The 18,279-nt window shown below is 64.1% G+C and carries 19 protein-coding genes; 7 read left to right on the forward strand and 12 right to left on the reverse strand.

Annotated elements, in window-relative coordinates:
- Nucleotides 1-77: 77 nt before the first annotated feature.
- The 3 genes from WKR98_RS18810 to WKR98_RS18820 are packed head-to-tail and all read left to right on the forward strand — an operon-like array spanning nucleotide 78 to nucleotide 2,612.
- Nucleotides 78-1,049, forward strand: coding sequence for a Bug family tripartite tricarboxylate transporter substrate binding protein (locus tag WKR98_RS18810; RefSeq protein WP_341434351.1), 972 nt, complete (start codon nucleotides 78-80; stop codon nucleotides 1,047-1,049).
- A gap of 28 nt (nucleotides 1,050-1,077) precedes the next feature.
- Nucleotides 1,078-1,686 (forward strand): cupin domain-containing protein, encoded by a 609-nt coding sequence (locus WKR98_RS18815; protein ID WP_341434352.1) that lies wholly within the window; start codon nucleotides 1,078-1,080, stop codon nucleotides 1,684-1,686.
- Nucleotides 1,683-2,612 (forward strand): alpha/beta hydrolase, encoded by a 930-nt coding sequence (locus WKR98_RS18820; RefSeq protein WP_341434353.1) that lies wholly within the window; start codon nucleotides 1,683-1,685, stop codon nucleotides 2,610-2,612. The genes WKR98_RS18815 and WKR98_RS18820 overlap by 4 nt, the downstream gene beginning before the upstream one ends.
- A 293-nt stretch (nucleotides 2,613-2,905) precedes the next feature.
- On the opposite strand, the gene WKR98_RS18825 is transcribed toward WKR98_RS18820, so the two are convergent.
- The 3 genes from WKR98_RS18825 to WKR98_RS18835 all read right to left on the reverse strand — a co-directional run bounded on the left by WKR98_RS18825 (nucleotide 2,906) and on the right by WKR98_RS18835 (nucleotide 5,609).
- Nucleotides 2,906-3,358 carry an SMI1/KNR4 family protein gene (locus WKR98_RS18825; RefSeq protein WP_341434354.1) on the reverse strand — a complete coding sequence of 151 codons (453 nt, stop codon included), beginning with the start codon at nucleotides 3,356-3,358 and terminating at the stop codon, nucleotides 2,906-2,908.
- 9 nt (nucleotides 3,359-3,367) lie between these two features.
- Nucleotides 3,368-4,084: an HNH endonuclease gene (locus WKR98_RS18830; protein ID WP_341434355.1), complete on the reverse strand. Its 717-nt coding sequence runs from the start codon at nucleotides 4,082-4,084 to the stop codon at nucleotides 3,368-3,370.
- Nucleotides 4,085-4,151: 67 nt separating this feature from the next.
- Complete coding sequence (locus WKR98_RS18835; RefSeq protein WP_341434356.1) at nucleotides 4,152-5,609, reverse strand: LysM peptidoglycan-binding domain-containing protein; 1,458 nt, start codon at nucleotides 5,607-5,609, stop codon at nucleotides 4,152-4,154.
- Between the two features lie 40 nt (nucleotides 5,610-5,649).
- Between WKR98_RS18835 and WKR98_RS18840 the strand changes: the two genes are divergently transcribed.
- Together WKR98_RS18840 and WKR98_RS18845 are read left to right on the forward strand one after the other, a co-directional pair.
- The gene (locus WKR98_RS18840; RefSeq protein ID WP_341434357.1) at nucleotides 5,650-5,847 is read left to right on the forward strand and encodes a hypothetical protein; all 198 of its coding nucleotides are present in this window, start codon (nucleotides 5,650-5,652) and stop codon (nucleotides 5,845-5,847) included.
- An 80-nt stretch (nucleotides 5,848-5,927) separates the two neighbouring features.
- Nucleotides 5,928-7,004: a bifunctional transcriptional activator/DNA repair enzyme AdaA gene (locus tag WKR98_RS18845; protein WP_341434358.1), complete on the forward strand. Its 1,077-nt coding sequence runs from the start codon at nucleotides 5,928-5,930 to the stop codon at nucleotides 7,002-7,004.
- Here the strand turns inward: WKR98_RS18845 and WKR98_RS18850 are convergent.
- Genes WKR98_RS18850 through WKR98_RS18870 form a run of 5 tightly spaced genes read right to left on the reverse strand, consistent with a single transcriptional unit; the run spans nucleotide 7,001 to nucleotide 12,602 of the window.
- Nucleotides 7,001-8,587, reverse strand: coding sequence for a rhodanese-like domain-containing protein (locus WKR98_RS18850; RefSeq protein WP_341434359.1), 1,587 nt, complete (start codon nucleotides 8,585-8,587; stop codon nucleotides 7,001-7,003). The genes WKR98_RS18845 and WKR98_RS18850 overlap by 4 nt on opposite strands.
- On the reverse strand, nucleotides 8,584-9,681 hold the full coding sequence (locus tag WKR98_RS18855) for a mandelate racemase/muconate lactonizing enzyme family protein (protein ID WP_341434360.1): 1,098 nt from the start codon (nucleotides 9,679-9,681) through the stop codon (nucleotides 8,584-8,586). Before WKR98_RS18855 ends, WKR98_RS18850 begins: the two co-directional genes overlap by 4 nt.
- The gene (locus tag WKR98_RS18860; protein ID WP_341434361.1) at nucleotides 9,678-10,703 is read right to left on the reverse strand and encodes a quinone oxidoreductase family protein; all 1,026 of its coding nucleotides are present in this window, start codon (nucleotides 10,701-10,703) and stop codon (nucleotides 9,678-9,680) included. Before WKR98_RS18860 ends, WKR98_RS18855 begins: the two co-directional genes overlap by 4 nt.
- Nucleotides 10,704-10,713: 10 nt before the next feature.
- Nucleotides 10,714-11,586, reverse strand: a complete 873-nt coding sequence (locus WKR98_RS18865; protein ID WP_341434362.1) for a TauD/TfdA dioxygenase family protein — start codon at nucleotides 11,584-11,586, stop codon at nucleotides 10,714-10,716.
- A 35-nt stretch (nucleotides 11,587-11,621) separates the two neighbouring features.
- Nucleotides 11,622-12,602, reverse strand: a complete 981-nt coding sequence (locus tag WKR98_RS18870; protein WP_341434363.1) for a Bug family tripartite tricarboxylate transporter substrate binding protein — start codon at nucleotides 12,600-12,602, stop codon at nucleotides 11,622-11,624.
- 157 nt (nucleotides 12,603-12,759) lie between these two features.
- Between WKR98_RS18870 and WKR98_RS18875 the strand changes: the two genes are divergently transcribed.
- A complete protein-coding gene (locus WKR98_RS18875; RefSeq protein WP_341434364.1) occupies nucleotides 12,760-13,653 on the forward strand; it encodes a LysR family transcriptional regulator in 894 nt (297 codons plus the stop codon).
- A 10-nt stretch (nucleotides 13,654-13,663) separates the two neighbouring features.
- Here the strand turns inward: WKR98_RS18875 and WKR98_RS18880 are convergent, their stop codons facing one another.
- From WKR98_RS18880 to WKR98_RS18895, 4 genes are all read right to left on the reverse strand, one after another.
- Nucleotides 13,664-14,167, reverse strand: coding sequence for a flavin reductase family protein (locus WKR98_RS18880; RefSeq protein ID WP_341434365.1), 504 nt, complete (start codon nucleotides 14,165-14,167; stop codon nucleotides 13,664-13,666).
- Between the two features lie 12 nt (nucleotides 14,168-14,179).
- Entirely contained in the window at nucleotides 14,180-15,286 is a 1,107-nt protein-coding gene (locus WKR98_RS18885) for an LLM class flavin-dependent oxidoreductase (protein WP_238160378.1), read from the reverse strand.
- 19 nt (nucleotides 15,287-15,305) lie between these two features.
- Nucleotides 15,306-16,277: a Bug family tripartite tricarboxylate transporter substrate binding protein gene (locus WKR98_RS18890; protein WP_124689193.1), complete on the reverse strand. Its 972-nt coding sequence runs from the start codon at nucleotides 16,275-16,277 to the stop codon at nucleotides 15,306-15,308.
- Between the two features lie 120 nt (nucleotides 16,278-16,397).
- Complete coding sequence (locus WKR98_RS18895; protein WP_341434366.1) at nucleotides 16,398-17,255, reverse strand: IclR family transcriptional regulator; 858 nt, start codon at nucleotides 17,253-17,255, stop codon at nucleotides 16,398-16,400.
- 170 nt (nucleotides 17,256-17,425) lie between these two features.
- On the opposite strand from WKR98_RS18895, the gene WKR98_RS18900 reads away from it, so the two are divergent.
- A complete protein-coding gene (locus WKR98_RS18900) occupies nucleotides 17,426-18,214 on the forward strand; it encodes an alpha/beta fold hydrolase (RefSeq protein WP_341434367.1) in 789 nt (262 codons plus the stop codon).
- Nucleotides 18,215-18,279: the final 65 nt, after the last annotated feature.

The following is an 18,279-nucleotide window of genomic DNA, read 5'->3' on the forward strand; positions in this document are numbered from 1 at the left end:
TTCATAAGCGCCGCCCCACCGACACCCCCTTCGACGGCGCGTAGCATGCCTGCCAAATACAAACACAGGAGGCAGCGATGAAACCGATCTGGATTCTGGGTGCCCTGTTGGCGGCCTGTTCCACGCTTGCGATCGCCAGCGATGCAAAGAACTACCCCGCCAAGCCCGTCAAGCTGATCTTGCCCTTCCCCACCGGCGCCACCTTCGTCGTCGGCCAGATGCTGGCCGAGCGGCTGACGCAGGAACTGGGCCAGCCGGTCGTGGTGGAAAACAAGTCCGGCGCCGGTGGACGCATCGCCATGGAACACGTCGCCAAGGCCCAGCCCGATGGTTATACCCTGCTGCTGACCTCGCCCACACTGACGATTACCCCCGCCATCAACCAGAGCCTGCGCTTCGACCCCTTGGCCGACCTGGCGCCCGTCGCCATGGTCGCGGAAGTTCCCAACGTATTCGTGGTCAATCCACAGAAATTCGGCCAGGACGACTTTTCCGCCCTGCGCGCGCGGCTTGCCGCCCATCCGGGCCAGTTCAGCTACGGCTCCGGCGGTGCCGGATCCTCCAACCACCTTGCCTTCGAGAAATTCAAGGCACTGACCGGCACCGACATCCTGCACGTCCCCTACCAGGGTGCCTCGCAGGCGGTGACCTCGGCGGTGGGCGGACAGATCGACATGGTCATCAACGGCCTGCCCAGCTCCGTGCCGCTCATCAAGGGCCAGCAACTCAAAGCCATGTTCGTGCTGACCCGGGAACGCCAGCCCCTGCTGCCCGACACCCCATCGGCGGTCGAAGTCGGCTTGCCCGACATGGTCGTGACCACCTGGTACGGCGTGCTCGCGCCACGAGGCACGCCGTCGCCCATCGTCGACAAGATTTCCGCCGCCATCAAGCACGGATTCTCGGCCGCCGAGGTCCGCAAACGCCTGGCTGACAACGGCATCGAAGTCGTCTATTCCAATCCGCGCGACTTCTCCGCCTTCATCAAACAGGACTACACCGCCTGGAAAAAAGTCGTATCCGATGCGGCCATCAGCGTACAGAACTGAGTCCCTTCCCTTGCCACCAGGAACCGTCATGAAGACCCTCTGCCCCACCCTGGACGAAATGCAATCCCGCATCGCCCGCTTCGACCAACTCAAACCGCGCTCCGCCCACTGGAACGACAACCTGGGCATCCCCGCGGACGTACTGCGCATCTTCAACCCCAAGGCCAACTACGTGCTGATGGCGCCCGCGTCCCTACCGGGACGGCTTTCCCCCAACCCCGCCATCGTCGACGGCGACAAAGGCGTCATCCGCGTCGGCCTTGCCGTTGCCGCGCCCAACGACGGCCCCGAACTCCACGTGCATTGGAAGACTCACGAAACCTTCATGGCGCTGTCGGGCCGATGGCTGATACGCTGGGGCGACGAAGGCCAGGAAAGCATCGAACTGGAACCCTACGACATGATCGCCATGCCGCCCAAGGTCGCCCGCCAGTTCATCAACATCTCCGACCAGGATGCCCACCTGCTGGTCATCATCCAGGGCCAGTTGGAAGACTTCGACGACGTCGGCCGCCTGCCCGCCGTGCGGCAAAAGATCATCGACCAGTACGGCGCCGACGTGCTGGACAAGATGGAGAACAATGGTTGGGATTTTTCCCTGGTGCCCAAGAGCATGCGACAGGAGGCAGAGGCATGACGGCGGCACCGCTCCCGTCTCTCGATCCTCTGATTGCCGCCGAGCAAGCCCGTCTCAAAGCTGCTGGGTGCGCCCAGGCGGATCCCACTGTGCTGCCGCTGGCCGAGGCACGAGCTCAGCAGGATCGATACTTTGCGGCGATCAACGCGCGGTTGCCGCCCATTGCGAACACGCGTGATCTGACTGTTGCGGGTGCCCAGGGCGATATGCGCGCACGTTTGTATCGGCCGGCTATCTGTCGCGACGATGCTTTTGTCGTGTTCGTGCGCGGGGCGGGCTGGTGGGCGGGCGGGCTGGATTCGCACGAGGCGGTCTGCCGGGGCATTGCCAATGCCACTTCGCGATCGGTGGTCGCCTTGGATTATCGGCGTTCTCCGGAGCATGTGTTTCCTGCACAGCGCGATGATGTGGTGGCTGGCGTGGCGTGGTTGCTGGATCATGCGGCCGGATTAGATCTGCCTGCTCGCGTGGTCTTATGGGGAGAGTCGGCTGGTGCGTCGCTGTGTGTGCTGGGTTGGCGTCGATTGACGGATGCCGGGTGGAGCGCCGCGCTGCCTTGCCTGATTTTGTTCTACGGCAACCTGGGCGGTCCGCGGAAGAATTTGCGGCCGCAGTCGAAATGGGTATGGGAGCAATACCTAGGGCCCGCGTGGGGCAATCCGCCTGCCTCTGCCATACCCGCCAAGACGGAGATTCGGGATTGTTTACCGATCTGGTTGGGGGTCGGAGATATCGATCCGCTCATTGAGGATTCGCGGTTGTTTGCGAAGCAGTTGGCAAGTATCGGATGCCCGCATGAATTGACGGTGTATCCCGGCATGCCGCATGGATTCTCGGCTTATTCCGAAATATCGCCGGATGCTGCAGTGGCCACACACGATGCTTCGGCATTCCTAAACCAGATAGTCTCAGGTGCGCTGGACTGAGATGCTGAGAAAATCACTTTCACCGCAATAGCACGCGCAGACGGATAGTTATCTGGCCTTGGAACACTCATCAATGCGACACAACGGCAGCCGAATCGATGACTGACTCACTAACCCACAGGTCCTCGTTCAATTTCCCGACTACAGACGGTTCAGTAATTTCTCACTCCAAATTGAAGTATCGTTTTCGAGAAGAAATTTCCATAAACAATAACCGCAACGACAATCCACGGCCTATAAGAGACACCGTCCCGCCAACGCTTCTTCCCTAATTTTCCCAGCAGCATGAAAATTCAAAGATCGTCGGGTTTTCTTAATTTTCCCAAAAACCCGGCAAACGACGAGGCAAGCGGAATAATTGCATATTCATCATTTTTTTCATGGGAAAAATAAACAATGCAAGGCGCCCCCTCCTTGCGGTAGTCAAAACAAACAAAATCGCCCATTCCAGTATCAACAATCGGAATAACCCCTTCCGGCAGCTGATCGCCTAAATTTTCAATTGCTTCAAAAATATTCTCAGACTGGCCATCACCCAAACTCAAAAGCAGCCCAAAATTCCCTACCCGCACCCGACCGTTGTCTTCATATTCAAATTCGCATTTATCTGGATTGCTTGCACCAGAATGATTTACGACAATCGCGATGTAATCCGGGGGGAAATTGACAGCCAAGCGTGATTCTGCGCTATACACTTGACCATCTTCAAGCCTTTCCCCTGGGTCAAACCATTGTAGTTCTTTCACGATTTCCTCTCAACGGAACCACATTTCAAACCCGCCAACATGTCCTGTCTGTTGGTGAATTTTGGTTGGAATTAGTTGCATACGACCGGTGTCCTGATGATGATGCCAGGTTAAGCCTGGAATTTTTGGTTGTCCTGCTTGAATTGCGGTCATTTGCTGCTGCGTAAACATAGAGGAACTAACCTCTTCACGCACTAATCCATCCCTTAGGTCCCGGGTCGCAGCACGCATGTGCAATGAACTGTTCTCGACAGTCGAATATTGCCTAGCAATGCGCGTATCAAATACAGCGACGTCATCAAAAATAGGAAACCCGCGGTTATCAAACACAATACCGGAGACAGGGTGCTTCGTCCCTGCTAGTGAGACATTCTTGTCTAGCGCTGACGGCAACGTGCTTGACGTTATTTGTCCAGGATAACGAATTTCGAGAGCATCTCCAATATTTCTTGCGCTGTAAGGAACATCAACCCCTAAGGCGCTTGCTCCTCCACCTTCGTCAACACTATGCAATACTCTCCCGATCCGACCAGCCCCGATCTTCATGCCAAGAACCGAACCGACACTAAAGGCAACCCCCAGCCCCTCTCCCGTTGCCTGTCGAATTGCGGCTGGATCGTCACTCGTGATCTTATCCCAAAAGCGATTCACCACCCCCCTTGGATTTTGCGCAATACGCATTAAACTCTCTGAGTTCTCCTGAGCTGTTTGAATCGCCCATGCCACTCGGCTTTCCTGTGTACCGGCTACACCTAGACTGTAGGCCGTTGACTCCAACGAACCAGCTCCAAAATCATAAACCCCCCAGTCCGATTGCCTGAGTACGTTGCATAGCACTCAACTGTGCCGACGTACGGTCGACCTTCTCTGTTAGCGGCGACAGCTCCGCCACCAAGACAGGATCCTTAAACTCTACAGGAAAGGAAACCGCCACAACTCCATCCGACTCGAAATTCGGGCCGAAATCTGAGGAAACAGATTCTCGCAAATACTGCGTCGGCAATTTCACCCTTGCAGGCATTCCCCCTATCTGTATTCCGTTCAACGTGACTGGAGTTGGGTCAGCTTGCTGTAGTGTCCTAGTAATCCGGCTACCGATTGTTGCTCCGATAGCATCAGCCGTAATCGCTCCCAAATTTCTCCCTATGCTCTGCCCTCGTACTAGCGCACTTGCCACTCCCGCCGACAGCCCCACTGCCATATCACCAAATAGATCTACCTTACCCAGCGCAGTGTCGCGTACCTCCTGTCCAATACCTCCAGCTATCGCAGAGGCCGCCACCCCCTTCCAATCAAAGCTGGACTGGAGTCCGGTCATCACCCCGATACCCTGCGTCGCTACCGAACGAATTCCGCCCAGAGCGATCTGGCTGCCCGTATCTCCCAACTTGGCTAATGCAGCGCTCAACGATCCGGCCTGCGTCAAGCCAGTTGTCACTCCCGCGCCCACGGCACCAAGTGCCACGCCCGTCCAACTAAACTTGTCTTGGACCCCTGTCGCCATTGCCGTAGCTTGACCCGCGACGGAACTCAATGCACCGGCCGCTGCCCAGCCGAGCATCTCGCTACCCAGTAGCGCCGACGCGGCACCGCCTGTCCACGCTGTGACCGCCACCGCTACCACGACGGATAGCACCGCTCCGAATCCACCACACCCACCGCGCCCCGGCGGCGGAGGCGGCTCGGGCAGCGTCGGACTGGTATTCCCCAATGCCTTGCCCGGGTCATACGGCCGATAGGTCTCCGACGTGTTGTGCACGTTCTTGACCTTGTTGGGCACCCGCAGCACGGTGCCGGCCACCAGAGGGTCATCGCCACTGAGTCCATTCGCATCTGCCAGGACCCACCACAGCGCCGAATCGCCCCATAGCGAGGTCGCAATGCTACGCAGCGTCTCCCCGGTGCGAACCGTATACGCGCCGGGTGCCGATCCCGGATAGCCGCTGTTGATCGGCATGTAGTTTTCGTCGAAATCCGCGCCCGCCGACGGCTTGAACCGCTTGTAGTAGTCCTCGGCCTTGGTCTGCTCGGGCGTCGTCCGCGACAGCTCCTGGGCGTAGTCCACCCGTTCAACGCCATCGTTGCCGACGTTGCCGACGCGATGCCCGCCCAGGTAGTAGTAGGAGTGCGAGCGGTTGCCGCGTGCGCTGACCAGTTCCCCCGCCGCGTTGGTCTCGCTGCCCAGATACTCGTCCCGCCGCAGCACTTGTCCATCGCCATCGACCAGGTAGCGAAACTCGCGTTTGCCCACTACATCGGTCGCGCTCTTGACGTTGCCGTTTACATCGTAGGTGAACCGCGAGAAGCCCGGCGCCCAGGAACGCCAGCTTCACCGAGCCACAATCGCGACGATCCTGCAGCATCAGTTCGGCGACGACTCGCTGGCCCTGGATCCCGATTATCAGCACTTGATCGATCTGGTCTGCGAGGCCATCGAAAGCGACCCGGATCTTCTTGCGGCAATGGACAGTATCGTCGACGAAGCCTGAAATACTCGTCCATTTTTCGGTTGTAGCGCGCCAGGGCGAACCCCATACTGGCCCCCTGTCCAGACAAGCCGCCTCCGACCATGCTGATCACCGACCACCGGGAAATCGACACCTACTACCGCGCCCTGCTCGACCGCGCCGCCGATCACGTCGGCATCTTCTACGTCGGCGTAAGAACCACCGGCGTGTTCTGCATCGCCACCTGCCGCGCGCGCAAGCCCAAGCGCGAGAACGTGGTGTTCTACACCGACTTCAAGGAAGCGCTGGACGCCGGCTACCGGCCGTGCAAGGTATGCCGGCCGACCGAGAACGCCCATGCCGCGCCGCCGGAAGTGGCCCAGGCCGTCGACTGGGTGCGCCAGCACCCCAAGGAGCGGCTGAGCGATTGGCAGCTCAGGCAGCGCGGGCTGAGTCCCGAGCGCATCCGGCGCTGGTTCCAGCAGCACCACCGCATGAGCTTCCAGGCGTTCCAGCGTTCGCTGCGCATCAATACGGCGCTGGAGGAATTGAAGACCGGGCGCCGTGCGACGGACGCCGCGCTGGACAACGGCTACGACTCGCTTAGCGGCTTTGGCTACACCGTCAAGAAGCTGACCGGCGGCGCGCCCACGGCCGAGGCGCGCGTGCTGCTCATCCATCGCTTCACCACGCCGCTGGGGCCGATGTTCGCCTGCGCCAGCGAGCGCGGCGTCTGCCTGCTGGAGTTCGTCGACCGCCGGATGCTGGAGACCGAATTCAAGGATCTACAAAGGCTGCTGCGGGCGCGCATCCTGGCCGGAGAAAACGCCCATACGCGGCAGGCCGAGCGCGAGATCGGCGAGTACTTCGCGGGCACGCGACAGGGGTTCGATCTGGTGCTGGACACACCGGGCAGCGAGTTCCAACAGTCGGTGTGGCAGGCGCTGCAAGCCATTCCCTATGGCCGCACCGCCAGCTACGCCGACCAGGCGCAGAAACTGGGCAAGCCGCAGGCCGTGCGCGCGGTGGCCGGCGCCAATGGCGCCAACCGGGTGGCGATCGTCGTGCCTTGCCACCGGATCGTGGGCAAGGATGGAGCGTTGACGGGCTACGGCGGCGGCCTGGCCCGCAAGCAGTGGTTGCTGGAGCACGAACAGCGGCATGCCCGGGCGGGATCGGGCATGGCTCCTCAGTCCTAACCGCGTCCGGCCATGGCCAGGATCGCTTCATGGCGAAACGGGACCGTGGGATCGGCCATCACCCGCTCGAGCAGGCCGGTTTCCCAACTCAGGTACTCGCGCATGGCCTCCTCGATCCCGGTATCGCGGTCGTAGGGCCTATACCACACGTCATCGACGGCGGTCAGGTATCGCGGGTCGTCCGCGGTGAGTCCGGCGGCTCCGACAGACCGCACGCCTCCACCCAAATGGGTGGCAACGTGGCCCAGGGCTCTTGCATCGGCCGCGGCCAGGGCCGACAGGCGGCCATCGGCGCAGGTAAATACCAGGGAAGCGCCGGCGGGCATGCCCGCCAGTGTCTGCGCAAGACGCGAGCGCACGGTCCAGGCCGCGCCCGGCAGGTGACGCGCCCGGTACTGGCGCGAATCGCCCACGTCGATTACCCGCACGGCGGGGGCCAGCGGCAGTTGCGTCCCCTCGTCATCGGTGGCAGCGGATACCGCCGGCCGAGGCGGTCCGAGCGAGTCGGCCGGCGCACGGTGGACGTACACCTCCCATCCCATCTGGCGCAGCCAGAAAGCCGTCATCGGCGCCTGCACGGCATCGGTATCGAACACGATGACGCGCGCATTGCGCACCGGTGCGTAGGCGTCGGTCTGCTGCACCAGTTGACCACCCGGCGCGTTGATCGCCCCGGGCAGCGTGCCAGCCCGCCAGGCACCCGGTAGCCGAACATCGAACAGATAGCAGGTTCGGGTCGTGTCGGCGAGCAACTCGTTCACCCCTTCGCTTCCGATCACGGCGATGTCCAGCGCGGATGCCAGCCGCGCTGCGGCTTGCGCGGCGCCGGCCGCCACGGGCCGGTCGCCGCGTGTGTCGCGTCGGCCATGATGGAATGGCAGGCCCGCCAGGCGCTGTCCCATCAAACCGTTCCGCAACGCCCGGACGTCGTGTTTGCCGGCGCTGATGAGCGATTGCGCGCCCATGATCGAACGCGTGCGACCGGCGCAGTTGACCACCAGAAGACCTTCATGGCGCAGCGCCCGGGCGACGAGTTCGCCGCCGGGACAGGACTCCGCGCCTGGTAGGGACATCGCGTGAAACTCCTCCTCGCTGCGGCTGTCGAGCACCAGCACGTTGCCGCTTGCCCGTCGCTCATCCAGCTCCTCTGCGGTGATGGACGGGGTGCCGTAGGCGTGCTCGACCACCTCGCCGAAGGCCTTGCTCGGCACGTGGAGACCGGAATATTCGGCGAACCCCGCTGCACGCCAACTGGTCTGCCCACCGCCAAGCACGGCCACGTTGCAATAGCCCATCATGGACAACCGGCGCAAGGCGGCGTCCGCCAGGCCGTCCTCGTCGTCCACCAATACGATGCGCGTTGCCATGCAGGGCAGCGCCTGCTCGATACCCAGTTCGAGCGTGGACAGTGGCAGAGAGGCGGCGTGAAAGATGTGGCTGCGAACGTGGACTCCCGTCTCGCGCACGTCCAGCAGCGCAAGCTCGCACCCATCGGTCAGCATGGCATGCAGATCGCGCGCCGATACGGATGGCGCCTCGGCGGCGTCCCTGGCCGTGGAGCCCGCATGGCTGGGGAATCTCATCGTTTCCCACCGGATCGGGCAAGCGTGTAGTTCTCCTGCCCGACTTTGTGGGCATCCAGGACCGCGCGGTCGATGGCAGGCATCTCTCCGGCCTCCAACGACAGCGCGCCTTGTTCCACGGCCAGAGGGGTTTGAAACAGCCGCTCGCGCGTCTTGGCAAAGCCATTCATCTCGCCCGCGTGCCGCACACGACCCCGCCACGCACAGGCTTCGGCCCAGCACCCGATCTCGGTGGACACGCCGTCCCCCAACACGGGCAGTAGTCCGCGGGCATGAATGTGATCCAGCGCCTGGCAGAGCAGTTCGACACCGCCGGTCTTCTTCATCTTCAATTTGATGAACCCGACACCCAGCAGCGAGGCGGCGCGGTCGATATCGGCCAGGCTATAGATCGATTCGTCAAGCATCACGGGCACCGGCGAGATTCGCGCCACTTCGGCGTTGCTGTCCCAATCCTGCGCACCGCAAGGCTGTTCCAGCAGCTCGATATCCGGCACACCGCGCAAACCGTCCAGATAGCGGCGGGCATCGTCCAGCGAAAAACCGCAGTTCGCGTCGATGCGCAGCTTTGCCCTGCCCCGTGCCGCGTCGGCGATGGCATGCAGACGCGCCAGGTCGCCGTCGACGTCGAAGCCGGCCTTGACCTTGAGCGTGGCGAAACCGGATTCGATCAGCCCGTTCACCTCGTCCGTCAACGCCTCGCGGTCCTTCGCGTGGCACGGCGCCAACAGCGGAATCCTCGCGGTTTGCGTCACCCGCAGCGCATCGTGTTCCGTCAACATTTCCAATGCCGCGATGAGCGTGCTGGCCGCGCACGGATGCAGGTCGACCTGGCGCCGCAGGATCGCCAGCGCGGCGATCGGATCCATGCCGATCAGCGCCGACGCCGCGTTCCTGCAGAAATCCCAGCCGCCCTCCACGCTTTCATGGGTGTAGCCCGGCGTGATCAGGGCTTCGCCCCAGCCCTGCCCGCCCTCGCTGCCCCGAACCTCGGCCACCATAGGCGTGACCTCGTGGAACACCTTGCGGGAGACCGCATACGGCGTCTTCAGCGGCATCGACAGCCGGTAAAGATGAATGGCATCTATCTTCATGCCGCGATCTCCGGCGCCGGGCCATCGAGATGAGGCGCAATGGCGAGAATAGCCTTGCCGGTCGTAGCGCGCGAGGCCTGTTCGGTCTGCGCCAGACTCGCCTGCTCCAGCGGCCAGATGCGCGGGGCGGTGCCGGCATCCGCGTCGGCCGCCAGCCAATCCATCACATCGCCGGCCCGCCAGGCGTATTCCTGGGTCGTCGCGATGTAGTCCGCCATATGGGGGCGGGTAAGAAAGACCGATCCGGCTTCCGCCAGCGCCATGGTGTCCAGCGCATCCACCCGGCCCGATGCGTGTCCGTACAGCACACATGTGCCGCGCCGCCGGAGCGATCGCAACGACCCGGCAAGCGTGTCGCGGCCCACCGAATCGAATACCACGTCCACCCCTCGCCCTTCGGTCGCGCGCCGCGCTTGCGCGACGAAATCCGCCTCGCGATACAGGACCACTTCCCGGGCGCCCAGATCGCGGGCGATCCGCGCCTTGGCCTCGCTGCCCGCGGTCGCGATCACGTTCACGCCCAGCACCCTCGCCCGCCGGATGAGCCATTGTCCGACGCCGCCGGCTCCCGCATGCACCAGGCACCAGTCGTTCGCGCGCAGGCCGAACTCGGTCGTCAGATAGTGCGCCGTCATGGCATTGGTCATGCCGGCGGCCGCGCGAGCCAGGGATACGCTGTCGGGCACGCGCGCCAGGCGGTGCGCGGGAACGATGGCATGGTCGGCCCAGGCGCCCAGGGTGCGGGTGAACGCGACCCGCGCGCCCGGCTCGATACCCGAGACATCCGGCCCCAAGGCGTCGACGCGCCCGGCCCCTTCGATCCCCAGCGTCAGGGGCAAGCGCGATTCATACGTGGCGGACGCCGCGTAGTCTCCCTCGCGCCGGTAGATATCCGTGTAGTTCACGCCGGCGTAGGCCATGCGCACCCGCACCTCGCCGGGGCCGGGTTCGGGCACGGGAAGATCCTGCACCAGCCGCAGGGCGTCCGGCCCGCCGAAACGATCAATACGAACCGCGCGCATCGCCGCGTCCTCAGGCCGGTTCCGCCGCCGCGCGCACGGGCTGCCGGCCCGATATCTGCGTGCGGTACAGCGTGCGCGGCTGGCTCGCATCCAGGGCATCCCGGCGATGCATCGTGGCGAGGTTGTCCCAGATCAGCATGTCGCCCATGCGCCACTCGTGCTTGTAGACGAACCGCGGCTGCGTGGCATGCGCCCAAAGCCCGTCCAGCAATGCCTCGCCGCGCTCATCGGGCCACTCCGTCACGTAGGATTTCTGCCGGCGGCCGAGGAACACCACCGAGCGACCGGTGGCCGGATGCACCCTCAGCAGCGGGTGGACCGCACCAGGGGGGCGTTCCCCCTCGCGCAGCGCGGCGCCGTCGGCCCGCGGCTTGCCCGCGCTGTTGAGCGATCCGTCATGGAAGGCATGCCGCCCCTGGGCCTGCGCCCGCAGCGCCTCCGGCAGCGTGTCGTGCGCAAGATAGAGGTTCGAGAAAAAGGTTTCGCCGCCCGTTTCCGGCAGGCGAAGGGGATACAGGATGGCGCCCCTGGGAGGCAACTCGTCGAACGTCATGTCGGCGTGCCAGACCAGTTCGGAACTCCCCAGCAGTCCCTTCGGCTTGCCATTTTCCTCTTCGTTCGACATCAGCGCGATCTCGGGATGCGCGGGAATATGGACACGGCCGTAGCGCACGCCCGGCGGCATGTCGAGCCCGCCGAAGATCTGGCTGGCGGCCAGGAACTGGCCGGCATCGAGCCGCTGGTCGCGAAAGACCAGTACCAGATGGCGGTTCCATGCCTCGTGGAGCTGCTCGCGCAGATCGTCGGAAACAGGCTGGCGCAAGTCCAGGCCATGGACCTCGGCGCCGAGGGATGCGCAAAGCGCAGTGATCGTCATCGACATGGTGATTTACCGTTGCAAGGGCCGCGACCGGCCGTTCAGTTGGTGGACGAGATGTTCCTGTTCTTGATGATCGGGCTCCACCGCGCCGTCTCACTGCGGATGTAGTCCATGTACTGCGCGCCGGTCGACTGCTCAGGACGGGAACCTTGCTGGGAGAAGAGCTCCACCAGCCCCGGGGACTTGAGCGCTTCGACCGCCGCTTCGTGGATACGCTTGGTGACCGCCGGTGGCAGGTTCGCCGGGCCGCACAAGCCGTAGGCGCCGCCGCCTCCGATGAGCTCCGGATATCCCGCCTCGGCGGTGGTGGGAACGTCCGGCAGGAAGGTGCTGCGCTTCGCGTCCGTGACGGCCAGCGCCACCAGCTTCCCCGCACGGACCTGAGGCAGCACGTTCGGCATCTCGCCTATGAACATCTGCAGATTGCCGTTGAGCATGTCCATGACGATGGGCGAGCCGCTCTTGTAGGGCACGTGCACCATGTCGATCTTCGCGAGCGACATCATGAGTTCGGCCGTGAGGTGGGTCATCGAACCGGTGCCAGCCGACCCGAACGAGAGCCTCCCCGGATGCGCTCGCACATGGGCCACGAACTCCTCCAGCGTCTTGATGCCCAGGCTCGCGGGAACGACGATCACCTTCGACGTGTCGGTCAGCAGAGTGATGTAGGTCAGATCCTTGTAGACGTCGAACGGCAGTTTCATGCCCATCAACGGCAGATTCACCAGCGGGCCGGGCGGACAGAACAGCAGCGTGTTGCCGTCCGCGGGGCTCTGGGTCACCGCGCTGATGCCGATGACGCCCGCGCCGCCCGGCTTGTTCTCCACCACCACGGGTTGGCCCAATTGGTCGGAAAAGGACTTGGCGAAGATGCGCGCCAGGACGTCCGCGGATCCCCCGGCCTGATACGTCACGATCAGCCGCACGGGCCGGTCGGGATAGGCCGCATGCACATATGTCGACGCCGACAGGACGGCGAGCCCCAACAGGAATCGGATTGCACGGAAGAACGGGGACATGGCTTGCACCTCGCGGGTGGTCTCGTTATGTCGTTCAGCCTAGCATCGGATGCCCGCGGGTTTCTCTGTATTTTCTGAAGGAAAACTTAAGGATTTCTTTTGTTAGGATGTGACTGCGTCCTTTGCGGAACGTCCTGCACAGTCGGAGAAACCCTCCATGTCGTCACGCGAACTGCGGTCTCTGGTTTCCATAGCCGATCACGGCAGCATCACCGCCGCCTCGGAAGCGCTGTTCCTGACCGTGCCCGCGGTCAGCGCCCATGTGGCCAATCTCGAGCGGGAATTCGGCGTCCAGTTGCTGGACCGCAAACGCAAGCCCGCCCGGCTCAACGAAGCAGGACTGGTCATCGTCGAGCGGGCCAGGGAGATACTCAGGCTGCATGACCAACTGCACAACGCGGTGGCGGATTCATCCAATTTCAGCGGCGTGCTGCGCATCGGCGCATCCCCCACCGTGCTGACCAGCATCATTCCTCGTTCGCTCGCGGCCTTGCGCAAGGCCTACCCCCGTCTCCAGGTGCGGATGCGGTATGGACGCCCGGCCTTTCTCATCAAGCGGCTCGAACACGATGAAATCGACGTCGCGTTCATCAGCGAACCCAGGACCCAGCTCGAAAGCGTGAAGTGGACGATGTGCGCGCTGGAGCCCATCGTGGTGATCGCCCCGCCGCACGCGCGCGGGCACACCGACGAAGCCTTGCTGCGTGAGTTCCCTTACATCCGGTTCGGCAGCAACTTCCTTGTCAGCCGGGACATCGAAGAACACCTGGCGGCCCGCCAACTGGAGTTGAAGGATGCGATGGATGTCGAATCCGTGGACGCCATCAAGCTGCTGGTCCTGAACGGCCTGGGGGTATCCATCGTTCCCGATGGCAATCCCAGGCTTTCGCAGTTGTACGGGCTACGCGTCATGCCCTTGGGAACTCCGCCCCTCATGCGGCGCATCGGCATTGCCGAAGCCATCGGGGGATCGAAGCAGCAGATCGCCGCCGAGCTGCTCGATATTTTCCGGCGCACGTCGCTGCATGACGTGCATCCGGAGCCGGTCTGACCGCCCGCGCTCAGGCCGGCTCGGCCACCTTCTCCGCCCGCGCCCACGCTCCGTCCAGGTAAAGCAGCGGTTGCACGGCCTGCGTCCCGCAACCCGCCTCCACCTCGCCGATGACCAGGGTGTGCGTGCCCGCGTCCACACACTGCGCGAGGCGGCAGTCGAACGCCAGCACCGCTCCCTTCAGCATGGGGACGCCCGACGGCGCGACGGTCCAGGCCTCATCGCCGAAACGCGCATCGCCCATCATGCCGCCCTGCCCCGAAAACAGCTTCGCCACGGCGATCTGCCCGCGCTCCAGCACATTCACGCAGAACCGGCCATGCCGCACCAGCCGCTCGTGTGTATAGGTGGACCGGTTGATGGCGCACACCAGTTGCACCGGCTCCATGGACAGCGACATCACCGCGGTGGCCGTCATGCCGGCCCGGTCGGGCGCCTGGCCGGTGGTGATGACGGTGACCGCGGCCGGGTAGCGCCGCATCATCCGCCGGAATTCTTCCGCGCTCAGCGCCATGGCCGGCTCCCGCTAGCGGCCGCCGATGGCGGCGTTGACCCGGGGCATGACCTGGGTGGCCATCAGCTCCATGGAGCGATAGGCCATGGCCTTGTCCACCATGTCCATCCCGGCGTAGACGATTTCGCCGAAGTCGCCCGCGGTCTCGCGCAGTGCCAGGATCTGGTCCACGACTTCGTCCACCGTGCCGGCGATCACCAGTTCGTCGACCAGCCGGTCCAGGGTGACGGCGCTGTCGTCCTCGTCGCGGTGCTTCTTGAAGATGACGTGCCGGTTGGACATCTTCATCTTGGTCAGCATCTGCTTGTAGTAGTACCGGTAGGGGCTGTTGGCGTCGCGCTTGCCGTAGGCCTGCGCCGTGGCGTCGTCGTCGGCCACGAAGATGGTCCGGGCGATGCGCCAGTCGGCCACGTCGGGTTCCACGCCCACCGAGCGCTTGCCTTCGGCGTAGTTGTCCCAATGGCTGCGCAGCCAGTGCGCCAGCAGGAAGTTGGCCGACATCGGGTGGAAGTCGCGCCGGCCCATGGCGACGACGCCCTTGGAAAAAGGCGCCACCACGGTGCCGACGATCTCGGGATACGGCCGCTGGTAGGGCTTGGGCATGATGCCGCGGCCGATCTCGAAGGCGGAGGTGGTGGCCGTGGTGACCTTGTAGCGGTTGTCGGGCAGGTCGATGTCGTAGGGCGCGTTCTTTTCCCAGATGGCCAGGATGACGTCGATGGCTTCGGCGAACAGGCGGTTGCGGTCCTGGTCCAGGATGCCGAGCGCCTCGGCGTCGGAGGCCAGCGCGCCGGGGCTGATGCCGAAGATGAAGCGGCCCTTGGCCAGGTGGTCGAACATGGCCGCCTGGGCGGCCAGCAGCGTGGGGTGCGAGTGCGACAGGTTCGAGGTGCCGGAGGCGAGCTTGATCTGGGTGGTGACGGGGATCAGGGTCGCCAGGAACAGCAGGCTGTTGGTGACGTTCTCGGCCTGGTCGGTCAGGTGTTCGCCCACGAAGGCGTCGTGGAAACCCAGCCTGTCGGCCAGGATGATGGCCTCGCGGTCTTCCTGCAGGGTCTCGGTGGGGTTGCGATGCAGGGGATGCAGCGGCATCGTGAAGTAACCCAGGCGCATGTCCATGTCCTATCTCGTTGCGGTGTCATTGCGGCGGCACGCCGGCGGCCTTGACCTGGCGGGCCCAGTAGTCGATCTTTTCGCGCGAGAAGCGCACGTATTCCTGCCGGCTCATGGGCAGCGGCTCCATGCCCAGTTCGTTCAGCTTGGCGACGAAGGCCGGGTCGTGGGCGGCCTCGTCCATCCAGGCGTGCAGCTTGGCCAGGATGGGCGCGGGCGTGCCCTTGGGCGCGACCAGCCCCAGGTGGAAGTCGAGCTCGTATCCCGGGTAGGTCTCGGCGATGGTGGGCACGTCGGGCCAGGCGCCGTAGCGCTTGCTGGCCGTCACGCCCAGCGGCACCAGCTTGCCGCCCGGGATCTGGCCGACCGCCGGCAGGTACTCCATGAAGATCACCTGGATGTGGCCGCCCAGCAGGTCCGAGGTGGCGTTGCCGATGGATTTGTAGGACACGCCCTTGAGCGGTGCGCCGGACTTCAGCCGGAACAGTTCACCCGACATCTGCGAAGCCGAGTTGTAGTAGCCGAAGAAGGCCTTGTCGGGATGCGCCTTGGCATGGTCCGCCAACTGGCGGACGGAGGTGATGCCCGATTCCTTGCTGACCATGGCCACGGAAGCCGAGAGGCCGAAGGGCGCGATGTGCTCGAAATCGGCCATCGCGTCGTAGGGAAGCTGCTTGTACAGGCTGACGTTGGCAGCGTGCGTGGTGTTGGTGCTGAGTTCCAGCGTATAGCCGTCGGGCGCCGCTTCCTTCACGTAGCGCGTGCCGATGATGCCGTTGGCGCCAGCGCGGTTCTCGACCACCACGGGCTGCCCCGTCTTCTTCTGCAGGTATTCGCCGAACACGCGTCCGACGATGTCGCTGGAGCCGCCGGGCGCGAATGGCACGACGAGGCGCACGGGGCGGTCCGGGTAGGTGTCGTTGGCATGCGCGGCCCAGGGCGCGGCGAATGCCGCGATGGCCAGCATCGATCCCGCCAGCCAGCGGTGCACGGACATGGTGGTCTCCTCCTGTCGTTTTGATTGACGCCAGTATAGGCAGGAGGATCAAGCACAAGAACGGTCAAAGTTCCATGTTATGGAATTCATGAAAAACACCCGGACAGCCCCGGGAGCCGCCTACCCCAGCAGGTGCCGCGAACCCGACCCGCGCACCGCCACGCGCCATTTCTCTTCCTGCTGCTGTTGCAGGCGCGCGCTTTCGTACAGCTTGGCGATCAGCGCGGCCTCGTGCCGCAGCCTGCCCACCAGTTCCTGCAGGTAGCCCCCCTTCATCCGGCTGGCCTCGGCCACCGCGCACAAGGAACCGATGGGATAGTTCCGCTCGTCCAGTATCGGCACCGCCACGCCCGCGTTGCCCTTGTACGAACGCATCGTGCGCCGGGCGTAGCCGTTGCGGCGGGTCTTCAGGATGGACTCGGCGATATGCTCGAAGGTCAGGGTGTCCTCCGGGCGGACGCGGCGGCGGTTGAAGCCGATGACGTCCTGGATTTCCGGCTCGGGCAGGAAGGCCAGCACGGCCAGGCTGAACGAGCCTATGCCCAGCGGCCAGCGGTCGTTCACCTCCAGCAGCAGGCCGGCCTCGTCGGCCACGGCCACGTGCTTGTCCAGGCACAGCATGTCGTAGCCGCTGCGCACGCCCAGGTACGCCGCGGTGCCCGTCCCTTCGGCCAGACGCGCCAGGGACGCCCCGGCCAGCGGCTGCAGGTCGAAGCAGGTACGCACGGCAATGCCGAAGGCGAAGATGTCCGGCCCCAGCCGATAGTTGCGCGTGCCCGCCGGGCGCTCGACCAGGCGCTCGTCCACCATGGCCGCGAGCAAACGATGCACGGTGGCCTTGGGCAGGTCCGTCAAGCGGCTGATGTCCATCAGCGGCGCCCCCATGGATCCGAAGGTCGCCAGCGTCCGCAGCAGCAATGCCGCCCGGGCGGTGCTCTGGGCGCCTTCCATGCGCGTCGTCGATGTCGTCGTGGCCATGTCTCGTGGATGATGTCGGAAAATATTTCCATGATACGGAATATTCGCCGGGACCGCGGGAAATCGCCCGTGACGCCGTTGATGGCGCCAGACCCCGCTCGCTAGACTGGCCGCACGATGAACCCGTCCCGCCGGCATCCGGCGGGCAAGAACCTGGAGCAGGGACAGACATGGTTGGAAGTTCGGATCCGCGATGGAAGGAAGGCTTCACCGCACTGGGGGACACGCGGCTGCACTACGTCGAGGCCGGCCAGGGGGAACCCTTGATCCTCCTGCACAGCAACGGCAGCTCCGTCTTCGAGTTCCAGTTCGTGATCGAGGACCTGGCCCGGCGCCACCACGTATACGCCATCGACCTGCCCGGCCAGGGGGACTCCGATCCGCTCGTCCATCACTGGACCTATCCCATGTATGCCCGCGCCGTGGCCGCCTTCATGGATGAGCACGGTCTGGCCCAGGCCACCGTGCTCGGAACCTCCATAGGCGGCGTCATCTGCCTGGCCCTGGCCGAACACCATGCGCAGCGGATGCGCGCCGTCATCCTGGTCGAGACGCCCATCCGCTCGGCCCAGGCCTGGGCGGACCGCTGGGCCTACGTGGAAAGCAATTTCGCGCTGCCCATCCAGACCTTCGACAACGTGGCCGCCCGCCTCGGCAACCTGACACCTGAGCTGCACCAGCGTTGGAACATCGATCGCAGCAAGGCCGGCGCGCATGCCATGATGGACGCCATGTGGGCCCTGCGCGAGTACGACGCGCCGCAAGGGCTGGCCCGTTCCCAGGTCCCCACTTACGCGATCCTGGGCTCGAAAGGCCCGGTGGGCGACAGTCTCGATGCGCTGCGCCAGGCCCTGCCGCCCGACCGCCTGTCCATCATGGAAGGCTGTGGACACTTCCCCATGATCGAGGATCCCGCCCGCTTCGTCGAACACGTCGAGCGCTACACCGGATCGCGCTAGGCGGACCGCCCTGCCATACACTCCGAACAGGCCGCGGCCTGTTTTTTTTCGCCCGGCCCATGGAT

The sequence above is a fragment of the Pigmentiphaga sp. YJ18 genome, from assembly GCF_038066655.1.
Classification (GTDB): domain Bacteria; phylum Pseudomonadota; class Gammaproteobacteria; order Burkholderiales; family Burkholderiaceae_B; genus Pigmentiphaga.

Excerpts from the sequence above, each read along its gene's own strand:
- WKR98_RS18900 (WP_341434367.1), top strand. The coding sequence starts at position 17,426 with ATGGTTGGAAGTTCGGATCCGCGATGGAAGGAAGGCTTCACCGCACTG.
- WKR98_RS18865 (WP_341434362.1), bottom strand. The coding sequence starts at position 11,586 with ATGTCGATGACGATCACTGCGCTTTGCGCATCCCTCGGCGCCGAGGTC.
- WKR98_RS18860 (WP_341434361.1), bottom strand. The coding sequence starts at position 10,703 with ATGCGCGCGGTTCGTATTGATCGTTTCGGCGGGCCGGACGCCCTGCGG.
- WKR98_RS18880 (WP_341434365.1), bottom strand. The coding sequence starts at position 14,167 with ATGGCGCTGAGCGCGGAAGAATTCCGGCGGATGATGCGGCGCTACCCG.
- WKR98_RS18810 (WP_341434351.1), top strand. The coding sequence starts at position 78 with ATGAAACCGATCTGGATTCTGGGTGCCCTGTTGGCGGCCTGTTCCACG.
- WKR98_RS18820 (WP_341434353.1), top strand. The coding sequence starts at position 1,683 with ATGACGGCGGCACCGCTCCCGTCTCTCGATCCTCTGATTGCCGCCGAG.
- WKR98_RS18890 (WP_124689193.1), bottom strand. The coding sequence starts at position 16,277 with ATGTCCGTGCACCGCTGGCTGGCGGGATCGATGCTGGCCATCGCGGCA.
- WKR98_RS18875 (WP_341434364.1), top strand. The coding sequence starts at position 12,760 with ATGTCGTCACGCGAACTGCGGTCTCTGGTTTCCATAGCCGATCACGGC.
- WKR98_RS18855 (WP_341434360.1), bottom strand. The coding sequence starts at position 9,681 with ATGAAGATAGATGCCATTCATCTTTACCGGCTGTCGATGCCGCTGAAG.
- WKR98_RS18895 (WP_341434366.1), bottom strand. The coding sequence starts at position 17,255 with ATGGCCACGACGACATCGACGACGCGCATGGAAGGCGCCCAGAGCACC.
- WKR98_RS18845 (WP_341434358.1), top strand. The coding sequence starts at position 5,928 with ATGCTGATCACCGACCACCGGGAAATCGACACCTACTACCGCGCCCTG.
- WKR98_RS18885 (WP_238160378.1), bottom strand. The coding sequence starts at position 15,286 with ATGGACATGCGCCTGGGTTACTTCACGATGCCGCTGCATCCCCTGCAT.
- WKR98_RS18870 (WP_341434363.1), bottom strand. The coding sequence starts at position 12,602 with ATGTCCCCGTTCTTCCGTGCAATCCGATTCCTGTTGGGGCTCGCCGTC.
- WKR98_RS18815 (WP_341434352.1), top strand. The coding sequence starts at position 1,078 with ATGAAGACCCTCTGCCCCACCCTGGACGAAATGCAATCCCGCATCGCC.
- WKR98_RS18850 (WP_341434359.1), bottom strand. The coding sequence starts at position 8,587 with ATGAGATTCCCCAGCCATGCGGGCTCCACGGCCAGGGACGCCGCCGAG.